18 protein-coding genes, 1 other RNA gene and 1 riboswitch are annotated in these 19,252 nt (G+C 64.0%); of the genes, 13 read left to right on the top strand and 6 right to left on the bottom strand.

Going from position 1 to position 19,252, the window contains the following annotated elements; all coding sequences use genetic code 11:
* Positions 1–147: 147 nt before the first annotated feature.
* The 5 genes from RI444_RS14220 to RI444_RS23105 all read left to right on the top strand — a co-directional run bounded on the left by RI444_RS14220 (position 148) and on the right by RI444_RS23105 (position 6,420).
* Complete coding sequence (locus tag RI444_RS14220) at positions 148–3,948, top strand: multifunctional oxoglutarate decarboxylase/oxoglutarate dehydrogenase thiamine pyrophosphate-binding subunit/dihydrolipoyllysine-residue succinyltransferase subunit (protein ID WP_069695158.1); 3,801 nt, start codon at positions 148–150, stop codon at positions 3,946–3,948.
* Between the two features lie 135 nt (positions 3,949–4,083).
* Positions 4,084–4,683, top strand: a complete 600-nt coding sequence (locus RI444_RS14225; protein ID WP_021471034.1) for a GDSL-type esterase/lipase family protein — start codon at positions 4,084–4,086, stop codon at positions 4,681–4,683.
* Positions 4,684–4,780: 97 nt separating this feature from the next.
* On the top strand, positions 4,781–5,629 hold the full coding sequence (locus RI444_RS14230) for a DUF4097 family beta strand repeat-containing protein (protein ID WP_062097221.1): 849 nt from the start codon (positions 4,781–4,783) through the stop codon (positions 5,627–5,629).
* On the top strand, positions 5,629–6,255 hold the full coding sequence (locus tag RI444_RS14235) for a PadR family transcriptional regulator (RefSeq protein ID WP_069695159.1): 627 nt from the start codon (positions 5,629–5,631) through the stop codon (positions 6,253–6,255). Before RI444_RS14230 ends, RI444_RS14235 begins: the two co-directional genes overlap by 1 nt.
* Before the next feature lie 90 nt (positions 6,256–6,345).
* Complete coding sequence (locus RI444_RS23105) at positions 6,346–6,420, top strand: 50S ribosomal protein bL37 (RefSeq protein WP_369299106.1); 75 nt, start codon at positions 6,346–6,348, stop codon at positions 6,418–6,420.
* Positions 6,421–6,524: 104 nt separating this feature from the next.
* On the opposite strand, the gene rsrA is transcribed toward RI444_RS23105, so the two are convergent.
* Entirely contained in the window at positions 6,525–6,785 is a 261-nt protein-coding gene (gene rsrA, locus RI444_RS14240) for a mycothiol system anti-sigma-R factor (protein WP_021471037.1), read from the bottom strand.
* A complete protein-coding gene (locus tag RI444_RS14245) occupies positions 6,782–7,573 on the bottom strand; it encodes a sigma-70 family RNA polymerase sigma factor (protein WP_207604438.1) in 792 nt (263 codons plus the stop codon). Before RI444_RS14245 ends, rsrA begins: the two co-directional genes overlap by 4 nt.
* Positions 7,574–7,752: 179 nt before the next feature.
* Between RI444_RS14245 and RI444_RS14250 the strand changes: the two genes are divergently transcribed.
* The 7 genes from RI444_RS14250 (at position 7,753) to RI444_RS14280 (ending at position 15,054) form a co-directional block, all read left to right on the top strand.
* Entirely contained in the window at positions 7,753–8,268 is a 516-nt protein-coding gene (locus tag RI444_RS14250) for a DoxX family membrane protein (protein ID WP_207604437.1), read from the top strand.
* Positions 8,269–8,274: 6 nt separating this feature from the next.
* Positions 8,275–9,672 carry a 3-phosphoshikimate 1-carboxyvinyltransferase gene (gene aroA, locus RI444_RS14255; protein WP_062097227.1) on the top strand — a complete coding sequence of 466 codons (1,398 nt, stop codon included), beginning with the start codon at positions 8,275–8,277 and terminating at the stop codon, positions 9,670–9,672.
* A 2-nt stretch (positions 9,673–9,674) separates the two neighbouring features.
* Positions 9,675–10,790, top strand: a complete 1,116-nt coding sequence (locus tag RI444_RS14260) for a ribosome small subunit-dependent GTPase A (RefSeq protein ID WP_062097229.1) — start codon at positions 9,675–9,677, stop codon at positions 10,788–10,790.
* Between the two features lie 56 nt (positions 10,791–10,846).
* On the top strand, positions 10,847–11,659 hold the full coding sequence (gene hisN / locus RI444_RS14265; RefSeq protein ID WP_021471042.1) for a histidinol-phosphatase: 813 nt from the start codon (positions 10,847–10,849) through the stop codon (positions 11,657–11,659).
* 181 nt (positions 11,660–11,840) lie between these two features.
* Positions 11,841–11,954: riboswitch (SAM riboswitch) on the top strand.
* A 31-nt stretch (positions 11,955–11,985) separates the two neighbouring features.
* Positions 11,986–13,395: an aminotransferase class V-fold PLP-dependent enzyme gene (locus RI444_RS14270; protein ID WP_062097231.1), complete on the top strand. Its 1,410-nt coding sequence runs from the start codon at positions 11,986–11,988 to the stop codon at positions 13,393–13,395.
* A gap of 118 nt (positions 13,396–13,513) precedes the next feature.
* Positions 13,514–14,317, top strand: a complete 804-nt coding sequence (locus RI444_RS14275) for a class I SAM-dependent methyltransferase (protein WP_242703255.1) — start codon at positions 13,514–13,516, stop codon at positions 14,315–14,317.
* A 26-nt stretch (positions 14,318–14,343) separates the two neighbouring features.
* Positions 14,344–15,054, top strand: a complete 711-nt coding sequence (locus tag RI444_RS14280) for a metal-dependent transcriptional regulator (protein WP_069695163.1) — start codon at positions 14,344–14,346, stop codon at positions 15,052–15,054.
* A 20-nt stretch (positions 15,055–15,074) separates the two neighbouring features.
* Here the strand turns inward: RI444_RS14280 and RI444_RS14285 are convergent, their stop codons facing one another.
* Positions 15,075–16,541, bottom strand: a complete 1,467-nt coding sequence (locus tag RI444_RS14285; protein ID WP_207604436.1) for an MFS transporter — start codon at positions 16,539–16,541, stop codon at positions 15,075–15,077.
* Between the two features lie 69 nt (positions 16,542–16,610).
* Here RI444_RS14285 and RI444_RS14290 point away from each other — a divergent pair, with 69 nt between their 5' ends.
* Positions 16,611–16,940, top strand: coding sequence for a hypothetical protein (locus RI444_RS14290; RefSeq protein WP_062099247.1), 330 nt, complete (start codon positions 16,611–16,613; stop codon positions 16,938–16,940).
* 45 nt (positions 16,941–16,985) lie between these two features.
* Here RI444_RS14290 and RI444_RS14295 read toward each other — a convergent pair whose 3' ends face one another.
* The 3 genes from RI444_RS14295 to smpB form a co-directional block, all read right to left on the bottom strand.
* The gene (locus RI444_RS14295; protein WP_207605881.1) at positions 16,986–17,990 is read right to left on the bottom strand and encodes a S1C family serine protease; all 1,005 of its coding nucleotides are present in this window, start codon (positions 17,988–17,990) and stop codon (positions 16,986–16,988) included.
* 246 nt (positions 17,991–18,236) lie between these two features.
* Positions 18,237–18,605, bottom strand: a transfer-messenger RNA (tmRNA) gene (gene ssrA / locus RI444_RS14300).
* Between the two features lie 109 nt (positions 18,606–18,714).
* The gene (smpB, locus tag RI444_RS14305; protein WP_031216076.1) at positions 18,715–19,188 is read right to left on the bottom strand and encodes an SsrA-binding protein SmpB; all 474 of its coding nucleotides are present in this window, start codon (positions 19,186–19,188) and stop codon (positions 18,715–18,717) included.
* Positions 19,189–19,252: the final 64 nt, after the last annotated feature.

Raw genomic sequence — 19,252 nt, forward strand, 5'->3', positions numbered from 1 at the left:
TTAGGTCACCACTATTGGCAGTTAACCAATGATCCTAACTAGACTGGCAAAGGTCTGAGTTCGCGGGACGCGGACCCTGGCACATCGTTGCGGAACAGCAACTGTGGCCAGCGGGAAAATAACACTCATGGAAGAGGCGTATTTCAAGTGCCAGAGCAGCCCAGCCACCGTCTACCAGAGGAATTTGGCGGAAACGAGTGGCTCGTTGACGAACTGTACGAGCGGTACCAGCAGGACAAGAATTCGGTCGACGCCAAATGGTGGCCGCTTTTCGAGTCCTTCAATACCAGCGAGGGCACTTCTTCCAACGGAAATTCTGCAGCCGCCACGGCTGCCAATCCCCCTACCCAAGTACTTCCCGTAGTAGCCCCGGCTGCAGCGGCTCCGGCACCGGCGCCGGCCGCGCCCAAGGCTGCTCCTGCCCCTGCTGCTGCCGCTCCGGCACCGGCACCGGCGAAGAAAGAACCGGCCACGGTTGCCAGGGACGGGGCAAAGAAGCCCACCGGCGGCAACGCGGCACAGCCGATCCCGGCCCAGCTGCCCAAGAACACCAAGGCGCCCACGGCGCCGGAAGAGGACGTCGTTTCAGTCCTCCGCGGCCCCGCAAAGGCCATCGCCTCCAACATGGTCACCAGCCTCGAAGTGCCCACCGCCACCAGCGTGCGGGCAGTACCGGCCAAGTTGCTCATTGACAACCGCGTAGTCATCAACTCCAACCTTGCCCGCGCCCGCGGCGGCAAGGTGTCCTTCACGCACCTCATTGGCTACGCCGTGGTCCGCGCGCTTTCCCAGTTCCCGTCGATGAACGTCTACTACGACGAAATCGATGGCAAGCCCAGCGCAGTCCAGCCCGCCCACGTCAACTTCGGCATCGCCATTGACATGCCCAAGCCCGACGGCACCCGCCTCCTGATGGTTCCCAACATCAAGAAGGCGGAGACAATGGACTTCGCGGAGTTCTGGCACACCTATGAGGACCTCATCAAGCGTGCCCGGAACGGCAAGCTCACCGCCGACGACCACGCCGGCACCACCGTGTCCCTCACCAATCCCGGGGGCATCGGCACTGTCCACTCGGTTCCCCGCCTCTCCAAGGGCCAGGCTGCGATCATCGGCGTCGGCGCGCTCGACTACCCGGCCGAGTTCCAGGGCGCGAGCGAGAAGATCATCGCCCAGAACGCCATCAGCAAGATCCTCACGCTGACCTCCACCTACGACCACCGCGTCATCCAGGGTGCAGGCAGCGGCGAGTTCCTCAAGCTGGTCCACCAGCTCCTCCTGGGCGCCCAGAACTTCTACGACGAGATCTTCGAAGCGCTGCGCATTCCGTACGAACCCGTCCGCTGGAGCCCGGACCTCCAGGTTGATCCGGCAGACGAAATCAACAAGGTTGCCCGGATCCAGCAGCTCATCCACTCCTACCGGGTCCGCGGCCACCTGATGGCCGACACCGATCCCCTGGAGTACGTCCAGCGCAAGCACCCGGACCTTGACGTCCTCACCTACGGCCTGACCCTGTGGGACCTGGACCGCGAATGGCCCACGGGCGGTTTCGGCGGCAAGCCGCAGCTGAAGTTCCGTGACATCCTCGGCGTCCTTCGCGACGCTTACTGCCGCACCACCGGCATCGAGTACATGCACATCCAGGAACCTGCCGAGCGCAAGTGGTTCCAGGACGAACTGGAGCACCCCTACTCCAAGCCCAGCCGCGAAGAACAGCTGCGCATCGTCTCCAAGCTCAATGCCGCAGAGGCTTTCGAAACCTTCCTGCAGACCAAGTTCGTCGGCCAGAAGCGGTTCTCGCTTGAAGGCGGCGAGTCCCTGATTCCGCTGCTGGACGCCATCATCTCCGATGCTGCCGACGACGGACTGGACGAGGTGGCCATCGGTATGGCGCACCGCGGCCGCCTGAACGTGCTGACCAACATCGCCGGCAAGACCTACGCCCAGGTGTTCCGTGAGTTCGAAGGCACCCAGGATCCGCGCTCCGTGCAGGGTTCCGGCGACGTCAAGTACCACTTGGGTACCGAAGGCACCTTCACCTCGGACAACGGCAAGCAGACCAAGGTGTACCTGGCGGCCAACCCGTCCCACCTTGAAGCCGTCGACCCGGTCCTGGAAGGCATTGTCCGCGCGAAGCAGGACCGCCTGGACCAGGGCGAGTCCTTCCCCGTCCTGCCCATCATGGTCCACGGCGACGCCGCCTTTGCAGGCCAGGGTGTTGTTGCTGAGACCCTCAACCTCTCCCAGCTCCGCGGCTACCGCACCGGCGGCACGATCCACGTGATCGTGAACAACCAGGTGGGCTTCACTACGGCTCCGTCCTCCTCGCGCTCGTCCACGTACTCCACGGACGTCGCGAAGATGATCCAGGCACCGGTCTTCCACGTGAACGGTGACGATCCCGAGGCTGTTGTCCGCGTGGCGCAGCTGGCGTACCAGTTCCGCCAGCGCTTCCACAAGGACGTCGTCATCGACATGGTCTGCTACCGCCGTCGTGGGCACAACGAGGGCGACGACCCCTCGATGACGCAGCCGCTGATGTACAACCTCATCGAGGCCAAGCGCTCCGTCCGCAAGCTGTACACCGAATCCCTGATCGGCCGTGGCGACATCACCGAGGAAGAAGCCGAGCAGTTGCTCCGCGACTACCAGGAGCGCCTGGAGCGGGTCTTCGCGGAGACGCATGCAGCGCAGACCTCGCCTATCCCGATCATCACTGCGGACTCTGCAGCTGTATCGGACATCGAGCGTCCCATTGCCCAGCAGGCGGACTTTGGCACCAACTCCCCCGCGTCCACGGCCATCTCGGCCGAAACCCTTGCACGGATCGGCAAGGCCCACGTGGAGATCCCCGATGGCTTCACCGTGCACTCCAAGCTCAAGCAGCTGCTGGAGAAGCGCGAGCAGATGTCCCGTGAGGGCGGCATCGATTGGGGCTTTGGCGAGATCGCAGCCTTTGGATCGCTCATCATGGAAGGCGTTCCCGTCCGCCTGGCCGGCCAGGACTCGCGCCGTGGCACGTTCGTCCAGCGCCACGCAGTCTTCCACGACCGCGCCAACGGCAACGAGTGGCTGCCCCTGGCGAACCTCTCTGACGACCAAGCCAAGCTGTGGATCTACGACTCCCTCCTGTCCGAATACGCAGCCATGGGCTTCGAATACGGATACTCCGTGGAGCGTCCGGATGCCCTGGTGCTGTGGGAGGCGCAGTTCGGCGACTTCGTCAACGGTGCGCAGACCATCATTGACGAGTTCATCTCCTCGGCAGAGCAGAAGTGGGGCCAGCGTTCTTCACTGGTCCTGATGCTGCCGCACGGCTATGAAGGCCAGGGCCCGGACCACTCCTCGGCCCGCATTGAGCGCTTCCTGCAGCTGTGCGCTGAGGACAACATGATCGTCGCGAATCCGACGACGTCCGCATCGCACTTCCACCTGCTTCGCCGCCAGGCCTACAGCCGGCCCCGCAAGCCGCTGATCATCTTCACGCCGAAGCAGTTGCTGCGCCTCAAGGGCGCCGCGTCCGCCGTCGAGGACTTCACTACCGGTGCATTCCGGCCGGTCATCGGCGAGCACGAGCTCCAGCCGGCCAATGTGGACCGCGTAGTCCTGGTGTCCGGCCGCTTGTACTACGACCTCCTGTCGAACCGCCAGAAGTCCGGCGACACGTCCACTGCGATCATCCGCGTGGAGCAGCTCTACCCGCTGCCCATGGCTGAGATCGAAGCTGAGCTCGCCAAGTACCCGAACGCCGACATCGTGTGGGCACAGGATGAGCCTGCCAACCAGGGTCCGTGGCCGTTCATGGGCCTGAACCTGGCACCGCAGCTGGATCGCAAGGTCCGCCTGGTGTCGCGTCCGGCATCGGCTTCCACCGCGGCCGGTTCCATGAAGCGTCACGCTGCTGAACAGGATGCCCTGATCAAGCAAGTGTTCGAACGTCAGTAGAAGGAAATCTGCCCGGCCCGAGGCGCCTTGTGCGTCTCAGGCCGGGCAGTTCTGTTTAATGGGACAGATACCCGGTTCGCAAACCGGCGCCGTCGTAAGCCGGGCATGGACCGTAACGAGTGTGAAGAGGTAACCGTGGAAGACAGGAAGCTGCGCATAGCAGCCGTGGGAGACGAACTGCTGGCGGGGCTCGGTGACCCGCGTGCTTTGGGCTGGTTGGGCCGGGTCCTGGCGCGTACGCCGCAGGAGGCGGTTGCGGTTGAGTCCTTCGCGCTCCCCTGCCCCATGGAGGGCACTGAGGGCCTGGCGGCGCGGTGGCAGGATGAGGCCGGACGGCGGTTCAGCGATACCCACGAGAACCGGCTGGTCATCGGCCTCTCGGGACGGGACCTTGAGTTCGGTCTTTCCACAGCCCGCAGCCGCCTGAACCTGGCGAACATCCTTGACGGTGCGTCGCACAGCGGGGTGGAAGTCTTCGTGGTTGGTCCCCCGCCCACGCTTGATCCGGCACGTAACAAGCGCCTGGCCGAGTTGAACACCGCCTTCGCTGACGTGACCACCCGGCGGAACCATCACTACGTGGACACGTTCTCCCCGCTGCTAAATCATGAGCAATGGCGTACCGACCTCGCAGCAAACGGAGGCACGCCCGGACAGGCCGGCTATGGATTGATCGCCTGGCTCGTGTTGCACCGCGGGTGGTTCCAGTGGCTTAACATCGCGCAGCCCGAGTAGGCGGTCTCCCGGCTCCGGCCCCGGCAACCATTGCCATCCGCCAAATCGCGATATATCGTGTTTTCATCAAACGCGATATATCGCAATTGGAGGGATCATGTCAGACGAGTTATGGACCGTGACCGGCCCGCAAACCATCGAGGTGGACGACGTCCGGTCGCTCAAGCTTGGAATCGTAAAAGGCCGCTTCGACGTGGTGACCCACGATCAGCCGTTCGTCCGGATCGAGGTGAGCGAAATCAGCGGGGATCCCCTCACCATAACCCTGGTCAACGGCCGCTTGGAGATCAGGCACCAGCTCCAAGGACCGCAGGGTTGGTTCCGTAACCTGATGGGGACCGTCAACAACACCAGCACCAATTCGGTGATAGTCGGCGTAGCGCTGCCTCCCGGAGTGGACGTAGAGGCCGGAACGGTCAGCGGTGACGGACTGGTGGCAGGTATCAGCGGCCGCATCCGGCTCAATACGGTCTCCGGATCGGTCATGGCCGACGGCACCAATGGAGAACTGCACGTCAACACCGTCAGCGGCGAAGTCATCGCCAGAAACCACGACGGCGTCCTGACCGCCAAGAGCGTTTCCGGTGAAGTAACCGCCTCGGGCACGTTCTCGAACGTCCGTGCATCCACCGTCAGCGGGGACCTCACCTTTGAGCTCCAGGATTTCACCAACGATTTCGGGGCCAATTCCGTCTCCGGTGACCTCACCATCCGGCTGCCGCACGACGTCGGGCTTGACGTCGTGGCCAAGTCGGCCAGCGGCTCTGTGGTCATTGATGACCGCCTGTACGCGCAGCCGGGAAGCAACGTCCATACCATTGTGGGCCCTGACGAGAAGCTTATGCTGTTGCGCACCAACACCGTCTCCGGCAAGACGTACATCATGCACGCCCCCGCGCCTGCTCCGGAAACCGACAGCCCGGTGTCCGGCGGAACGGGGCTCTGATGCCTCCGGTCTTCGCCCACGGGGCGCTCAGGCTTTACCTGCTGGCGCTGCTCGAGCCCGCGCCGAAACACGGCTACGAACTCATCAAGGCACTCGGCGAACGGTTCGGTGGAACCTATTCACCCAGCGCCGGAACCATCTATCCGCGGTTGGCCAAGCTGGAGGAGGAAGGCCTGGTGGCCACCGAATCAGAGGGCAGGCGGACCACATACTCCATCACTGACGCGGGCCGTGCCGAACTTGACCGCAGACGCCAGGAACTGGCCGACGTCGAGGAGACCATCTCCGCCTCCGTCCGGAGGCTGGCTGACGGACTGAGGGCTGATATCCGGAGCAACATGCGCGGACTCAGGGCTGATCTTGCCGCTACTGCCGAGGCGGCACGAACCACTGCGCGAACCTCTGCACGCACCCCGACCGCCGGCGAAAGCACGTACGCCTACTCCCCCGAGGGACAGCGGATCCTCAAGGAAGCCGAACTCATGGTCCAGTCCTTCCGCGATGACATCCGGATGGAGCTGCGGAAACAAGGCGCGGCGCATCCCTTGTCACCGATGGCTCTGGAGACAGTCCGGACTGTCCTGGACCAAGCCCGCATCTCCATCCGGAACTCGCTTCGAAGCTGAGTCCGGACTTCCCGGTTCGCGAGGCCCTGCCCGGATGTGCGAAACTGGAGGGCAGCTTTATTGTGAATCAATCATTGAAGGAGGCCAGCTATGAGCAAGCGTGCACGTAAGCGTCGTGACCGTAAGCGCGGCGGCGCAAACCACGGCAAGCGCCCCAACACCTAAGCCAGAGGCTTGGAGTCAAGGCTTAAAGCAAAGGCCCCGGAAACCATGCGGTTTCCAGGGCCTTTCGCGTTTAAGCGGCTTTGGTCAGCGGACCTGCGGCCGGTTCAGGCCTCCACGGGCTTGATCGAGTGGATCCTGTCAAGAATGGAGTTCTTGAGGTTCTCCGGCGCAGATTCGGTGCAGGAGCGCTTGACCATGGTGCGGATGAGGCACTCGAGATCGTACTGCTCGGAGCACTCCTCGCAACCGTCCAAGTGCTGCTTGATCTCGCCGAGGTCCTCACGGGTCAGTGCGCCGTCGAGGTACTCGTAGATACGCTGCATGCGCGTATCGTCGCAATCGCCCAATCCCTGGCAGTCGCTCATTTCTCTTTCTCCTGATTGTTGCTACCGGCCGTGGCCTGGTCTTCTGTCTGGGCCCGGAAGCCCCGTTCGGCGGCGTAGTCCGCCAGCATGTCCCGGAGCATCTTCCTGCCGCGGTGCAGGCGCGACATGACGGTGCCGATCGGGGTATTCATGATCTCTGATATCTGCTTGTACGCATACCCCTCGACATCCGCGAAGTAGACGGCCAGGCGGAACTCTTCCGGGATGGACTGCAAGGCATTCTTGACGTCCGAATCCGGGAGATGGTCGAGGGCCTCGGCTTCTGCGGAGCGCAGTCCCGCGGACGTGTGCGACTCCGCCTTGGCCAGCTGCCAGTCCTCGATCGTGTCCGAGTTGGACTGCAGGGGTTCCCGCTGCCGCTTCCGGTAGAGGTTGATGTAGGTATTGGTCAGGATCCGGTACAGCCAGGCTTTGAGGTTCGTGCCCGGCTTGTATTGGTGGAACGCAGAGAAGGCCTTGGTGTAAGCCTCCTGGACCAGGTCCTCGGCATCGGACGGGTTGCGCGCCATGCGCATCGCCGCCGAGTAAAGCTGGTCCACATACTGCATGGCGTCGCGCTCAAAGCGTGCCCGGCGCTGCTCGGCGGTTTCGGTGGAAGGATCGACGGCGGCCGGGGCCTGAGCGTCGTCGTCGGCTGACTGGTCCGTGGCCGCTGCGGCCGGTTCAATGGTGCTCATCGATGCCAAGTCTACTGTCAGCTGCAGTGAATCCAGCTGCGCGGGCGACGTGGGCCCTGGTAAATCCGTGCGGTCCCTCACCAAGGTCAAAAAACCAACTCCGTTCGTGAAGCGGCAACACCATGCCGCGGCCCGGTCTTCACCGCGCCTTCTGTTCACAACGGCCACCGGTGGGTAAATATTCCGCAAAGGTGCAAGACTAGAGCAGACTGCACCCCTTGAACACGACGTCAAACGACGCCTGTGGCCAATCATCCAGGAGGCAAGACATGTCTGTAATCCGTTTCCTCGCGCGACCCATGCTCGCATCAAGTTTCGTCATTACCGGGCTGGACAAACTGAGGAACGCGGATGACACTGCCAGGCAGTTATCGCCGGTACTTCGCCGGGCTTCCGAGTCCCTGCCTTTCCAGACAGACGAGAAAGTCCTGGCCCGCGTCATCGGTGGCGCGCAGTTGGGAGCAGGTGCCCTCCTCGGCCTGGGAAAAATGTCCCGCTTCGCTGCCACCGTGCTCGCTTTGACCTCGGCGCTAAACACCTACGTGGAGTGGCGCTCAGCGGATATCAGCACCAAGGAAGGCCGTAACGCACGCCGTGCCCAGCTGCTGAAGAACATTTCCCTGACCGGAGGCGTGCTGCTCGCTTCCGTGGACACTGCCGGACGCCCCAGCCTGGCATGGCGCGCCGAACACCTTGCCGCCGACGCAAAGAAAGTCACCGGGAAGCAGATCAAGCGCGCAGACAAAGCAGTACGCAAGGCCGTCGACCACGCAGTTGGAGCATAAGGAAGCATGACTGGTACCACCGCAGCAAACACCGGCACGGAAAGCGCCGCAGCACAATCTCTCTGGCCGGCGCCCTTTGCCAAGCAGCCGGTCGATGCCACGGTAACGGTACCGGGCTCCAAGTCCTTAACCAACAGGTTCCTGATCTTGGCGGCCCTGGCTGATGGGCCGTCAAGGTTGCGGGCTCCCCTGCACTCGCGGGACTCCGCCTTGATGGTCCAGGCCTTGCGCCACTTGGGAGCGACCGTCACCGAGGTGCCGGGCGACGGGGACTACGGTCCCGACCTCGAGATCAGCCCCATCAGTTCGACGGACACTCCCTCCGACACCTCCATCGACTGCGGCCTTGCCGGAACGGTCATGAGGTTTGTTCCCCCTGTGGCGGCCCTCCGCCGGGGAACTGCTGTCTTCGACGGCGACCCCCATGCCCGCAAGCGCCCCATGGGAACCATCATCGAGGCGCTCGTAGCCCTTGGGGTTCCGGTTCGCGCCGAAGGCGGCAGGACGCCGTCGGCCCTGCCTTTCGCGGTGGAAGGCACCGGCAAAGTCCGCGGCGGGCATCTCGTGATCGATGCCAGTGCCTCGTCGCAGTTCGTATCGGCGTTGTTGCTGGTGGGCGCGCGCTTCACCGAAGGCCTGCATCTTGAACATGTCGGCAAGCCGGTGCCAAGCCTCGACCACATCAGCATGACAGTATCCGTGCTCCGCAGCGTCGGGGTCAGCGTGGACGATTCGGTGCCCAACCATTGGCGCGTGGCTCCCGGCCCCATCCGTGCCTTCGACCAGCGCATCGAACAGGACCTGTCCAACGCCGGTCCCTTCCTGGCCGCCGCGCTGGCCACCCGCGGCACCGTCAGAATCCCCAACTGGCCCCTCCGGACAACCCAGGTGGGTGACCTCTGGCGCAGCATCCTCACCACCATGGGGGCAACCGTCACGCTGGAAGACGGCACGCTCACCGTCACGGGCGGTCCCGACATCAAGGGGGCGGACTTTGACGAGACCAGCGAACTGGCTCCCACCGTTGCCGCCCTGTGCGCTTTGGCCAGCGGACCCTCCCGCCTGACCGGGATCGCCCACCTCAGGGGCCACGAAACGGACCGGCTCGCCGCGTTGGTGAACGAGATCAACCGCCTCGGCGGGGACGCGGAAGAAACCGCGGACGGTCTCATCATCCGTCCGGCTGCCCTGCACGGCGGCGTCGTGCACAGCTATGCGGACCACCGCATGGCTACGGCGGGTGCCATCCTCGGGCTCGCCGTGGAAGGGGTGGAAGTGGAAGACATCGCCACGACTTCCAAAACGATGCCCGAATTCCCGCACATGTGGGCAGCCATGCTCGGGCAGGCTACCCGCGATTCCGGCGAATTCCCACAGGCGGGCACAACCGGGGGCAACCGCTGAGCATGGGCCGCGACGCACGCTCCTGGGACGAATCGGATGTCCGCATCCGTCCGAACAAGAAGGGTTCCAGGCCCCGCACCAAGGACCGTCCCAGCCACGACGACGCCGTGGTGGGACGAATCATCACGGTCGACCGCGGGCGCTACACGGCGATCGTGGGCGAGGACTCTGACAACGAACGCGTAGTCATTGCAGCCAGGGCCCGCGAACTCCGCCGCACGCCGGTGGTTCCGGGCGATTTCGTTGCCTTGGTGGGCGATGTCTCCGGCAGCCCCGATACCCTGGCGCGGCTGGTCCGCGTCGAAGAACGCCGGACCCTGTTGCGTCGCAGCGCCGATGACACGGACCCGATCGAGCGGGTAGTGGTGGCGAACGCCGACCAGCTGGTAGTGGTGGTGGCCGCGGCCAACCCGGAGCCGCGTACAGGTTTCATCGACCGCGCCTTGGTGGCAGCCTACGACGCCGGCATAGAGCCGCTGCTGCTCATCACCAAGGCGGACGTCAAGGATCCGGCGGAACTTCTTTCGAACTACCTCAGCCTGGACTTTCCGGTCATCATCAGCCGCACGGCGGATTCACAGGCATCCGGCATCGATGCCCGCTCGGACGACGGCTTGTCCGCCCGGCTCGACAGCGAAGCGGTGTCCCGCCTGCGGGACCACCTCGATGGAAAAGTGACCGTCATGCTGGGGCACTCCGGCGTCGGCAAGTCCACCATGGTCAATGCGCTGACGGGCGCGGAACGGGCAACCGGCGGAGTCAACGCCGTGACGGGCCGCGGCCGGCATACTTCATCGTCGGCCCTGGCCCTCAAGCTGGCCGACGCTCCTTCGGGCAGCTGGATCATCGATACTCCCGGCATCCGTTCCTTCGGATTGGCCCACGTCGACCCGGACCGGATCCTGCACTCCTTCCCGGACCTCGAGCCCGGTACCGAAGACTGCGAACGGGGCTGCAAACACGACGCCAACGCCGTCAACTGCGGACTGGACGCCTGGGTCAACGAAGGGCATGCCGGACCTTCCGGCACCGCAAGGCTGGCGTCCCTGCGCCGGCTCCTCGGAGCGGACCCACGCCTGGAGGCGAAGGAAACCAAGGAACTCGGCACCGTCAACTGAGACGGGAAAAGCACCACTTCCCGGGTGCAGGGATTGTTTCGCGATAGTTTGGTGGCATGACCCAACCCGTTTCCAGTTACAACGATGACCTGCGGCTGGCCCACGTCCTGGCCGATTCGGTGGACGCCCAGACCATGGACCGGTTCAAGGCCCTGGACCTGCAGATCGAAACCAAACCCGACCTGACGCCGGTCACCGATGCGGACAAGGCCGCCGAGGAAGCCATCCGCGGCCAGCTCTCGCGTTCGCGTCCCCGCGACGCCGTGCTGGGCGAAGAGTTCGGCAGCAGCGGCCATGGATCGCGGCGCTGGATCATCGACCCCATCGACGGGACGAAGAACTTTGTTCGAGGGGTGCCGGTGTGGGCGACCTTGATCGCCCTCGTTGACGAGGACGAGCCCGTGGTGGGTGTGGTCAGCGCGCCGGCACTCGGCAAACGCTGGTGGGCCGCCAAGGGCATGGGAGCCTACACAGGGCGGTCCCTCGCGTCGGCCACCCGTTTGAAAGTCTCCAATGTCTCTTCGTTGGCGGACGCGTCACTGTCCTTCTCGAGCCTTTCGGGATGGAAGGAGCGCGGAAACCTGGACGAATTCCTTTCCCTCACTGACGACGTCTGGCGGACCCGCGCCTTCGGGGATTTCTGGTCCTACTGCCTGGTGGCCGAAGGTGCCGTAGACATCGCCTGCGAACCGGAACTAAACCTGTACGACATGGCTGCCTTGGTGCCGATCGTCACGGAGGCCGGCGGCAGGTTCACCTCGCTTGAGGGCGAAGACGGCCCCTTCGGCGGCAACGCGCTGGCCACCAATTCCATCCTCCACTCAGAGGTCCTGAAGCGCCTCAACCCGGAGATCGACGATCTCCTTTAGCGCGCTCCGGCAACAGCCGAACCGTAATGCTGCGAATAATCGACGGCGACAAACCCACTTCAGGGTGCCATCGCCGTCGATTATTCGACCAAAACGGGATTCGGCTCTCTCCGTAACAAACCGCTTAACAAACTCCTCCCGCTTTGAATCGTCCACGGAAGGTGTCCTAGTCTCTTCTACAGGTCACGAGTGCCAGCGCTAAACCCCGGTTTGCTGGCCGGCAACCCTCCATTCGCGGTGGGGTGCCCCGGGTGACGACCAGGCCGGTCCGGAACGGATACGGCAAGCGCGGATCCCTTGGAGGGGTCCTTCTTGAGTGAGGTCCCATGAGCACTGTTACGTTCGATTCCACCGTCCTGCCCGCTTTCGGAGATGACCACGCGGCCCACGAAGCCCTCGCAGCGCGACCGCTGGCCGCCGTCACAGGAGCAGAGCTGCAGGCTCCCCTGATCCAAGGGGGCCACGTCAGGTACGCAAACCTTGACTACGGAGCGTCGGCCCCGGCACTGACCATCGTCTCTGCCTACTTGAATGAAATCCTGCCCTATTACGCCAGTGTGCACCGTGGCGCCGGTTACGCATCCCAAATCAGCACGTCCGTCTATGAAAACTCGCGGAACATCGTGCGGGACTTCGTTGGCGGCCGGCCGGATGATTCAGTCATCTTCACCCGCAACACCACCGATTCGCTGAACCTCCTCGCCGGATGCCTCCCCCAGCTTGACGGCGCACCGGCCGGTGAAGTGCTGTACCTCGACATTGAGCACCACGCCAACCTGCTTCCCTGGCAGGGCGTACCGCACCGCAGCGTCATCGCCTCCCCCACGTTGTCTGCCACCATCGCCAACCTGCGCGATGAATTGAGCCAGGGCGGAATATCCCTGCTCGCTGTGACCGGCGCTTCCAACGTCACCGGCGAAATCCTGCCGATTGCAGAGCTCGCAGCGTTGGCGCATGAGTTCGACGCGCGGATCGTCGTCGATGCAGCCCAGCTCGCCCCGCACCGGCGCATCAACATTTCCGAGAGCGACGTGGACTACGTCGTCTTCTCGGGGCACAAGCTCTACGCGCCCTTCGGCGCAGGCGTCGTGGTCGGCCGTCCCGATTGGCTCGACGCCGGAACCCCCCACCTTGCCGGCGGCGGCGCCGTTCGTGAAGCGCGCCTGGATTCGGTGAGCTGGGCAACTGGTCCGGCCCGGCACGAGGGCGGCTCCCCCAACGTCCTGGGGGCAGCCACCTTGGCGCGGGCTACCCAGGTGCTGGCCGGCTTGGACCAACAGGACTGGCACAACCATGAGGTGGCAATCCGATCCTTCCTGGTTGAGGGCTTGGAATCCATTGAAGGGGTCACCGTCCACCGGATCTTCAGTGATTCCACCGACACCATCGGCGTCGTCAACTTCTCCGTTGAAGGCTTCGACGCGGGACTGGTGGCGGCTTACCTGGCCGCCGAGCACGGCGTGGGCCTGCGCGATGGCCGTTTCTGCGCCCACCCGCTCCTGAAGCGCCTCGGCTTGCCGTCCGGTTCACTGCGCGCCAGCTTCGGCGTCGGCTCCCGGCTTGAGGACGCTGCCAGGCTGCTGGCCGGCATCCGGCAACTGAAGACCACCGGACTTGGCTGGGATTACGTCGTGGACGAGGGCCGTTGGGTCCCCGCAAACGATCACCGCAGCTACCCGGAGTGGGCGCCCAATACGCCCGGAACCGCCGGGGCCGCTCCCTGCACCGTGGACTAGGAGCCTTCCCGGCCTTGGCGCCACGTTGCTGCGGTAGATTCTTTGGGTATCCCTGACTACTGCCGCTGAAGGAGTCCCCCGCGTGTCCACGCGTTCAAGCAACGAATCCGGAGGATCACTGCCCTCCGGCCTCCCGGTTTCTTCCGGAGGTGCCGGACGCGCCGGACGCGCCGGCGGCCCAAAGCTGCACGCGCACCGACGTCGGGAGCTGGGGCAGAGCTTCCAGGACGGCGGCGAACATTATGATCGGGTCCGCCCCGGGTACCCGGCGGATTCCGTCGATTGGCTGCTGCCCCCGAACGCACGGACCGCAGCCGATATTGGCGCAGGGACAGGCAAATTCACAACACTGCTGCTCGACCGGGGCCTGCAGGTCAGCGCCGTCGACCCTTCCGCGGACATGCTGGACCAGCTGCGGAAGAACTGCCCGCAGGCGCACGCCGTTGAAGGTACTGCCGAAGTGACGGGACTGGCGGACTCAGTTTTCGACGTCGTCAGTGTCGCCCAGGCCTGGCACTGGTGCGATCCGCTCAAGGCAAGTACCGAGATTGCCCGGATCCTCCGTCCGCACGGAACGCTCGGCCTCATCTGGAACCAACTGGACACCTCCGTGGCCTGGGTTCATCGCCTTTCACGCATCATGCATGCCGGTGATGTCCATAAGCCGGGGTTCCGGCCAGTGGTGGGCCCGGAGTTCGAGAACCTCGAAAGCCACGTCACCAGCTGGCAGGACGCAGTGTCCCCCGAGGACATCATGGAACTGACCAAGTCCCGCAGCTACTACCTGCGCGCCAATCAGGCCACCCGGGAGAAAGTGATGGGCAACCTGGAGTGGTACCTCTACGAGCACTTGCACCATGCCCGCGGCGAGCTCCTCGCCTTGCCGTACGTGACGCACACCTGGCGGGCCCGCAAGGCCTGAGCCGGCGGCCACGGTAGGCTTGGAACGTGAAGACCAGCACGCCCTCCTCCTCGATCGAGGACTACGTCAAGGTCATCTACTCCTACACGGAGTGGCAGGACAAGCCGATCACTTCCTCGCAACTTGCCCAGCGGTTGGGGGTTGCCAACTCGTCGGTGTCCGAGATGGTCCGCAAGCTCAAGGACCAGGGCCTGGTAGACCACCAGCCTTACAGCGCCATTCGGTTGACCCCTGAAGGCATGCGGCTGGCACTGTCCATGGTGCGCCGGCACCGGCTGATTGAGACGTACCTCGTTGAAGAACTGGGCTATAGCTGGGACGAGGTCCACGATGAAGCCGAGATGCTGGAGCATGCCGTCTCCGACACCTTCATCGAAAGGATGTCCGCGAAGCTCGGCCATCCCGTGCGGGATCCGCATGGTGACCCGATCCCCGCGTCGGACGGATCGGTGGAGTTGCCGCATGCCTACCGCCTGATCGAACTCGACGAGGGCCATTCCGGCCGTATCACCCGCATCAGCGATGAGAATCCCGATTTGCTGCGCTACTTGGCCGCCGAGGACATTTCCCTGGATGCCCGCGTGGAAGTGGTGGGGCGCAAGCCCTTCGGAGGGGCCTTGGTGGTCCGCGTGGGCAGCGGGTCCGCCCGGCGCGAATTCGACCTTGCCGACGAAGTAACCTCAGCACTCTGGGTCCAGAGCACAGAAACCCACGAAGGCTGTGTCCTCACGCGCTGACTCAAGCGGGCACCTGGCGGTCAGCCTGGCTGGTGGGCCGTGCCGCCGTCGTCGGCCGCTTTTCCGCCTTCGCTGCCCGAAGCATCCGCCGGCTGTCCCCCCGCAGGAGGTACTTCGTTCCGGATTCCGACGGCGGAGGCCAGGCCACCCAGGAAGAACAGTCCCGCTGTGACCCAGAGAGCGGCATAGAGGCCCTCCCTGGTGAAAGCGGGACCGACGATGAGACCTGCGAAGGCAATACAAATGAGGCCGGCTATGCGGGCCACTGCGTTGTTGACGGCAGATCCTATGCCTGCCTCCTCCGTTGGCACAGCACCGAGAATGGCTGCGGTGAGCGGTGCAACCAAGGTGGCGAGCCCCACGCCGAACACCACTTGGCCGGGGAAGACCTGCGTCCAATAATCCAACGGTTCCTGGATGGACAGCGACATGAGGAACCCGGCACCGCACAGCAAAGGGCCCGCCGTCATGAACCACCGGGGCCCGTGCTTACCGGCCAGTCCGCCGAAGTACGAGGCAGCCAGCATAAGGATCACGGTTCCGGGCAGCAGGGCGATCCCCGCCGTCGTGGCACCCATGCCGCCCACCTGCTGAAGGTAAATGCCCAGGACGAAGAATCCCAGGGAAATGGCACCGTAGATGGCCAGCGTGGCCAGGTTGCCCCAGCCGAAATTCCGGATGCCGAACAGCCGCAGCGGCAGCATGGGTTCTGCGGTCCTGTTCTCATGGAGCAGGAAAAGCACCAAGGCGAGGGCGCCCACCACCAACGGCAGCCAAACCTGCGGGGCGGACCACCCCAGGCGACCCTGCTCAATGAAGGCAAAGACCGGGCCGCCAAGCCCCACCATCGCCAGGGCAGCTCCGGTGTAGTCGATCTTCTTGCTCTTGTCCCTTGCGGCATCGGAACTTCGCAGCCGCACCAGCATCGGCCAGATCACCGCGGCGGGAATGACGTTGATGAAGAAGATGACACGCCAGGACAGCAGGTCAACGGAGACGCCCCCGATCAAAGGCGCAACGATCGCCGCCGCACTCGTCCAACCGGACCATTGGCCAATGGCCTTGGATTGGGCCGGACCGGAGAACACCGTCACGATCATCGCCAGGGAACTTGGTACCAGGAGCGCGCCGGCAATCCCCTGCAGGGCGCGGGAGATCACCAGCATTTCCCCGTTCCATGCCAAGCCGCACAGAACCGAGGTGACTGCGAAGCCGGTCAGTCCCCATTCGAGGATCCTCGCCCGGCCAAAATGGTCCGACAGCGAACCGGCAACAAGGATGAGGGAACCCAAGGTCAGCAGATAGGCATCCACCACCCATTGTTGGATCACCAGGCCGCCGCCCAATTCGCGCCCGATCGCCGGCAGCGCGAGATTGACCACAAAGCCATCCAGGATGGCGATGAAAGATGCCACGATCGCCACCACCAAGACCCGCCGCTGCAAGGGTGTGCTGGGTGGCAGGGCCGCTTCAGCCGTCATGTGCACAGCCTACGCTTGCCGTATCGTTGAGTGGTGATCAGCAGACGTGATGCCGCTTTGGCCCTTGATATCTCCATGGAAATGGCCCAGCGCCACGGCATCCCGCCCCGGCTGTCGGAATCGGACCTTCGAGATCTCCAGGACAACCCGCCGCCATGGTTGGTGCAGTCCCGCGCAAACCGTACCGGCAAACGTCCGGTGTGGGTGCACCTGGACTGCGCGGTCTGCAACTATTCCGAGGCAGTCAGGCCCAAGAAATGGTGGCCGGAGTTCTCATTCGTCTACTGCGGGCATCACCGCAGCAGGGAGCTGCCCGAGTTGTTCGCCGGGGACGTACGAACCGAGTATGAGGGTATCGGCAGCCGCTTCGTGGGCGTCGTGGACGTCCGCGCCGAAGACCAATAACCTCTTCCGGTCGTCCTGGCATCTGACCGGGAAGCCAAGGCCGCCTCAGCCCATTTCCGACGGAACCGCAACCAGCCCCACCAGTTTTCCCTCCCGCAGAACCGTCAAGGGGAACGGCTGACCGATCGCCTCCTCGAAGAGAAGCTTCTGCAGGCTCTCGGCACTGGAAACGGCCCGTCCTTGGGCTTGGAGAACCACATCCCCCGGCTGCAACCCGGACAACTCGGCCGGGGAACCGGCGATCACTTCCACGACGCGCAGCCCTTCCTTCTGGCCCGTGCGCACCACCGCGCTCGCGTCGAGCGGTATGGGTGTGCTCACCAGCCCCAGATAGGCCCGGTGGACGCGACCATCCTTGAGAAGTGATGAGATGATCCGCTGGGTTGTCCTATTAATGGGAACCGCCAGGCCAAGTCCCAGCCCGGCAACGGCGGTATTGATGCCCACAATGCGTCCCTTGGTGTCAGCCAGCGCTCCCCCGGAGTTCCCGGGGTTCAGTGCTGCGTCGGTTTGGATCACATCTTCGATCACCCGCCTGTGCTCCCCTGCACGCACTGGAATGGACCTTCCGAGCCCGCTGACAACACCCGCCGTCACGGAGCCGGACAGCCCCAAGGGATTACCGACGGCGATGACCAACTGGCCCACCCGCAGGAATTCCGCGTTCCCCAACACAGCGGGAGGCGGGGTTCTGCCCAGTCCCCGAACCACGGCGAGGTCGGACAACGGATCGGCACCCACCAGTTGGACGTCGCTTTGCTTGCCGTCGGCGAAGACGGCCCGGCCGGACTCGGTCCCGGCAACGACGTGGGCGTTGGTGAGCAGGTAGCCGTCGACGGTAAAGACCACAGCCGAGCCGCTGCCCACCCGAACCCGGCCGTTGCGCCGGGTGCTGACCATCTCGATGGCGGCCACATGCGGCGTCACCGAGCCGGCCACGCGGATGACCGTTTGCGAGTACGCGTCCAGGACGTCGTCGTCGTCGGTTTCGGTCCCGTTGCCCGCTCCCGGATTGTTGTCTTCGAATGCAAACTCGCGCCCGACGTCCATCATGTTGCCTCCTGCCACCCGGCCGATGCCCCTGCGGGCCTATCCACTACAACCGATGCGCCGGGTCCCCTAGTCCTGTCCCGGCTACGCCGTGGGTGAACCTGCTGCGATGTACCGGCCGCGGTGTGGCCCCTGCCCCAGCGCAGGGCTTCCCCAGCACGGCACCGCCGGGCTGCACCAGCACGGCACCGCCGGGCTGCAGGAGGGCAAAAGAAAGCCCCCGGACGAGTGTCCGAGGGCTTTCAAGGGTGGAGATGGGGGGAATTGAACCCCCGTCCGATGTCGTGTTGTCAGGGCTTCTCCGGGCGCAGTTTGCGTCGGATTTTCTCGGCCCCAGCCATCCTGCAAACAGGTGGCTGATCCAGGCCCAGTCATCTAAAAGTCCCGTTTACCCCAATGACGAAGGCAAACAGCAGTGGCTATCTAAATGACGCCAGGAACCGGGGCGATAGCAACCCCGGGCTGACGGACTGTCTTACTGCTTAGGCAGCAAGAGCGAAGTCAGTGCGCTTAGATTCGGCACTTATTGGTTTGCAGACAGCGTTAACGAGATAATTCTGCATCCTCGGCCCGCTTCACCTGTCGCGACTAACATCGTCGAAACCGATCATCCCCGTATTTTGTTACCAAACCGGCGTTTGCTCATCACTCCCGCCGGACTACCAATCATAACGCATGTTCCCCGAAGATCATTCCCGGGAACCCGCGCGGGTTCCGCGACCCGCTACGAGCGTCGGTTACGTTCCCGCAATTCGCGCAACGACTCGCGCTTGTCCTGCTGCTCCCGCAGCGTTTGGCGCTTGTCGTAGTCCTTCTTACCGCGGGCGATCGCGATTTCCACTTTTGCCCGCCCATCCAGGAAGTACAACTGAAGGGGCACCACCGTGAACCCGGACTCGCGGATTTTGTGCGAGATCTTGTCCAGTTCTTCCCGGTGCAGCAAGAGCTTACGACGCCGGCGCGCGGCGTGGTTGGTCCAGCTCCCCTGGTTGTACTCCGGGATGTGGATGCCCTCCATCCACAACTCATCGTTATAGAAGGTGCAAAAGCCGTCCACCATGGAGGCATGGCCTTCACGGAGGGACTTCACCTCGGTACCCATCAGGGCAATGCCTGCCTCGTAGGTATCGAGGATCAGGTAGTTGTGCCGGGCCTTCCGATTGGTGGCCACTACCTTACGGCCACTTTCTTTGGGCACGGTAGAACTCCTTGCTGGTTGCGGATTCCAACCCAGTGTACGCCAGGGATGAGCCGGCTCTGTG

Origin of the sequence: Paenarthrobacter sp. AT5 (assembly GCF_032764245.1) — a bacterium.
GTDB lineage: Bacteria > Actinomycetota > Actinomycetes > Actinomycetales > Micrococcaceae > Arthrobacter > Arthrobacter ureafaciens.

What these genes read in the sequence shown, in the direction of transcription:
- RI444_RS14230 (WP_062097221.1), top strand. Translation starts at nt 4,781, where the DNA reads ATGTCAGACGAGTTATGGACCGTGACCGGCCCGCAAACCATCGAGGTG.
- RI444_RS14235 (WP_069695159.1), top strand. Translation starts at nt 5,629, where the DNA reads ATGCCTCCGGTCTTCGCCCACGGGGCGCTCAGGCTTTACCTGCTGGCG.
- rsrA (WP_021471037.1), bottom strand. Translation starts at nt 6,785, where the DNA reads ATGAGCGACTGCCAGGGATTGGGCGATTGCGACGATACGCGCATGCAG.
- RI444_RS14250 (WP_207604437.1), top strand. Translation starts at nt 7,753, where the DNA reads ATGTCTGTAATCCGTTTCCTCGCGCGACCCATGCTCGCATCAAGTTTC.
- aroA (WP_062097227.1), top strand. Translation starts at nt 8,275, where the DNA reads ATGACTGGTACCACCGCAGCAAACACCGGCACGGAAAGCGCCGCAGCA.
- RI444_RS14260 (WP_062097229.1), top strand. Translation starts at nt 9,675, where the DNA reads ATGGGCCGCGACGCACGCTCCTGGGACGAATCGGATGTCCGCATCCGT.
- hisN (WP_021471042.1), top strand. Translation starts at nt 10,847, where the DNA reads ATGACCCAACCCGTTTCCAGTTACAACGATGACCTGCGGCTGGCCCAC.
- RI444_RS14270 (WP_062097231.1), top strand. Translation starts at nt 11,986, where the DNA reads ATGAGCACTGTTACGTTCGATTCCACCGTCCTGCCCGCTTTCGGAGAT.
- RI444_RS14290 (WP_062099247.1), top strand. Translation starts at nt 16,611, where the DNA reads ATGGAAATGGCCCAGCGCCACGGCATCCCGCCCCGGCTGTCGGAATCG.
- RI444_RS14295 (WP_207605881.1), bottom strand. Translation starts at nt 17,990, where the DNA reads ATGGACGTCGGGCGCGAGTTTGCATTCGAAGACAACAATCCGGGAGCG.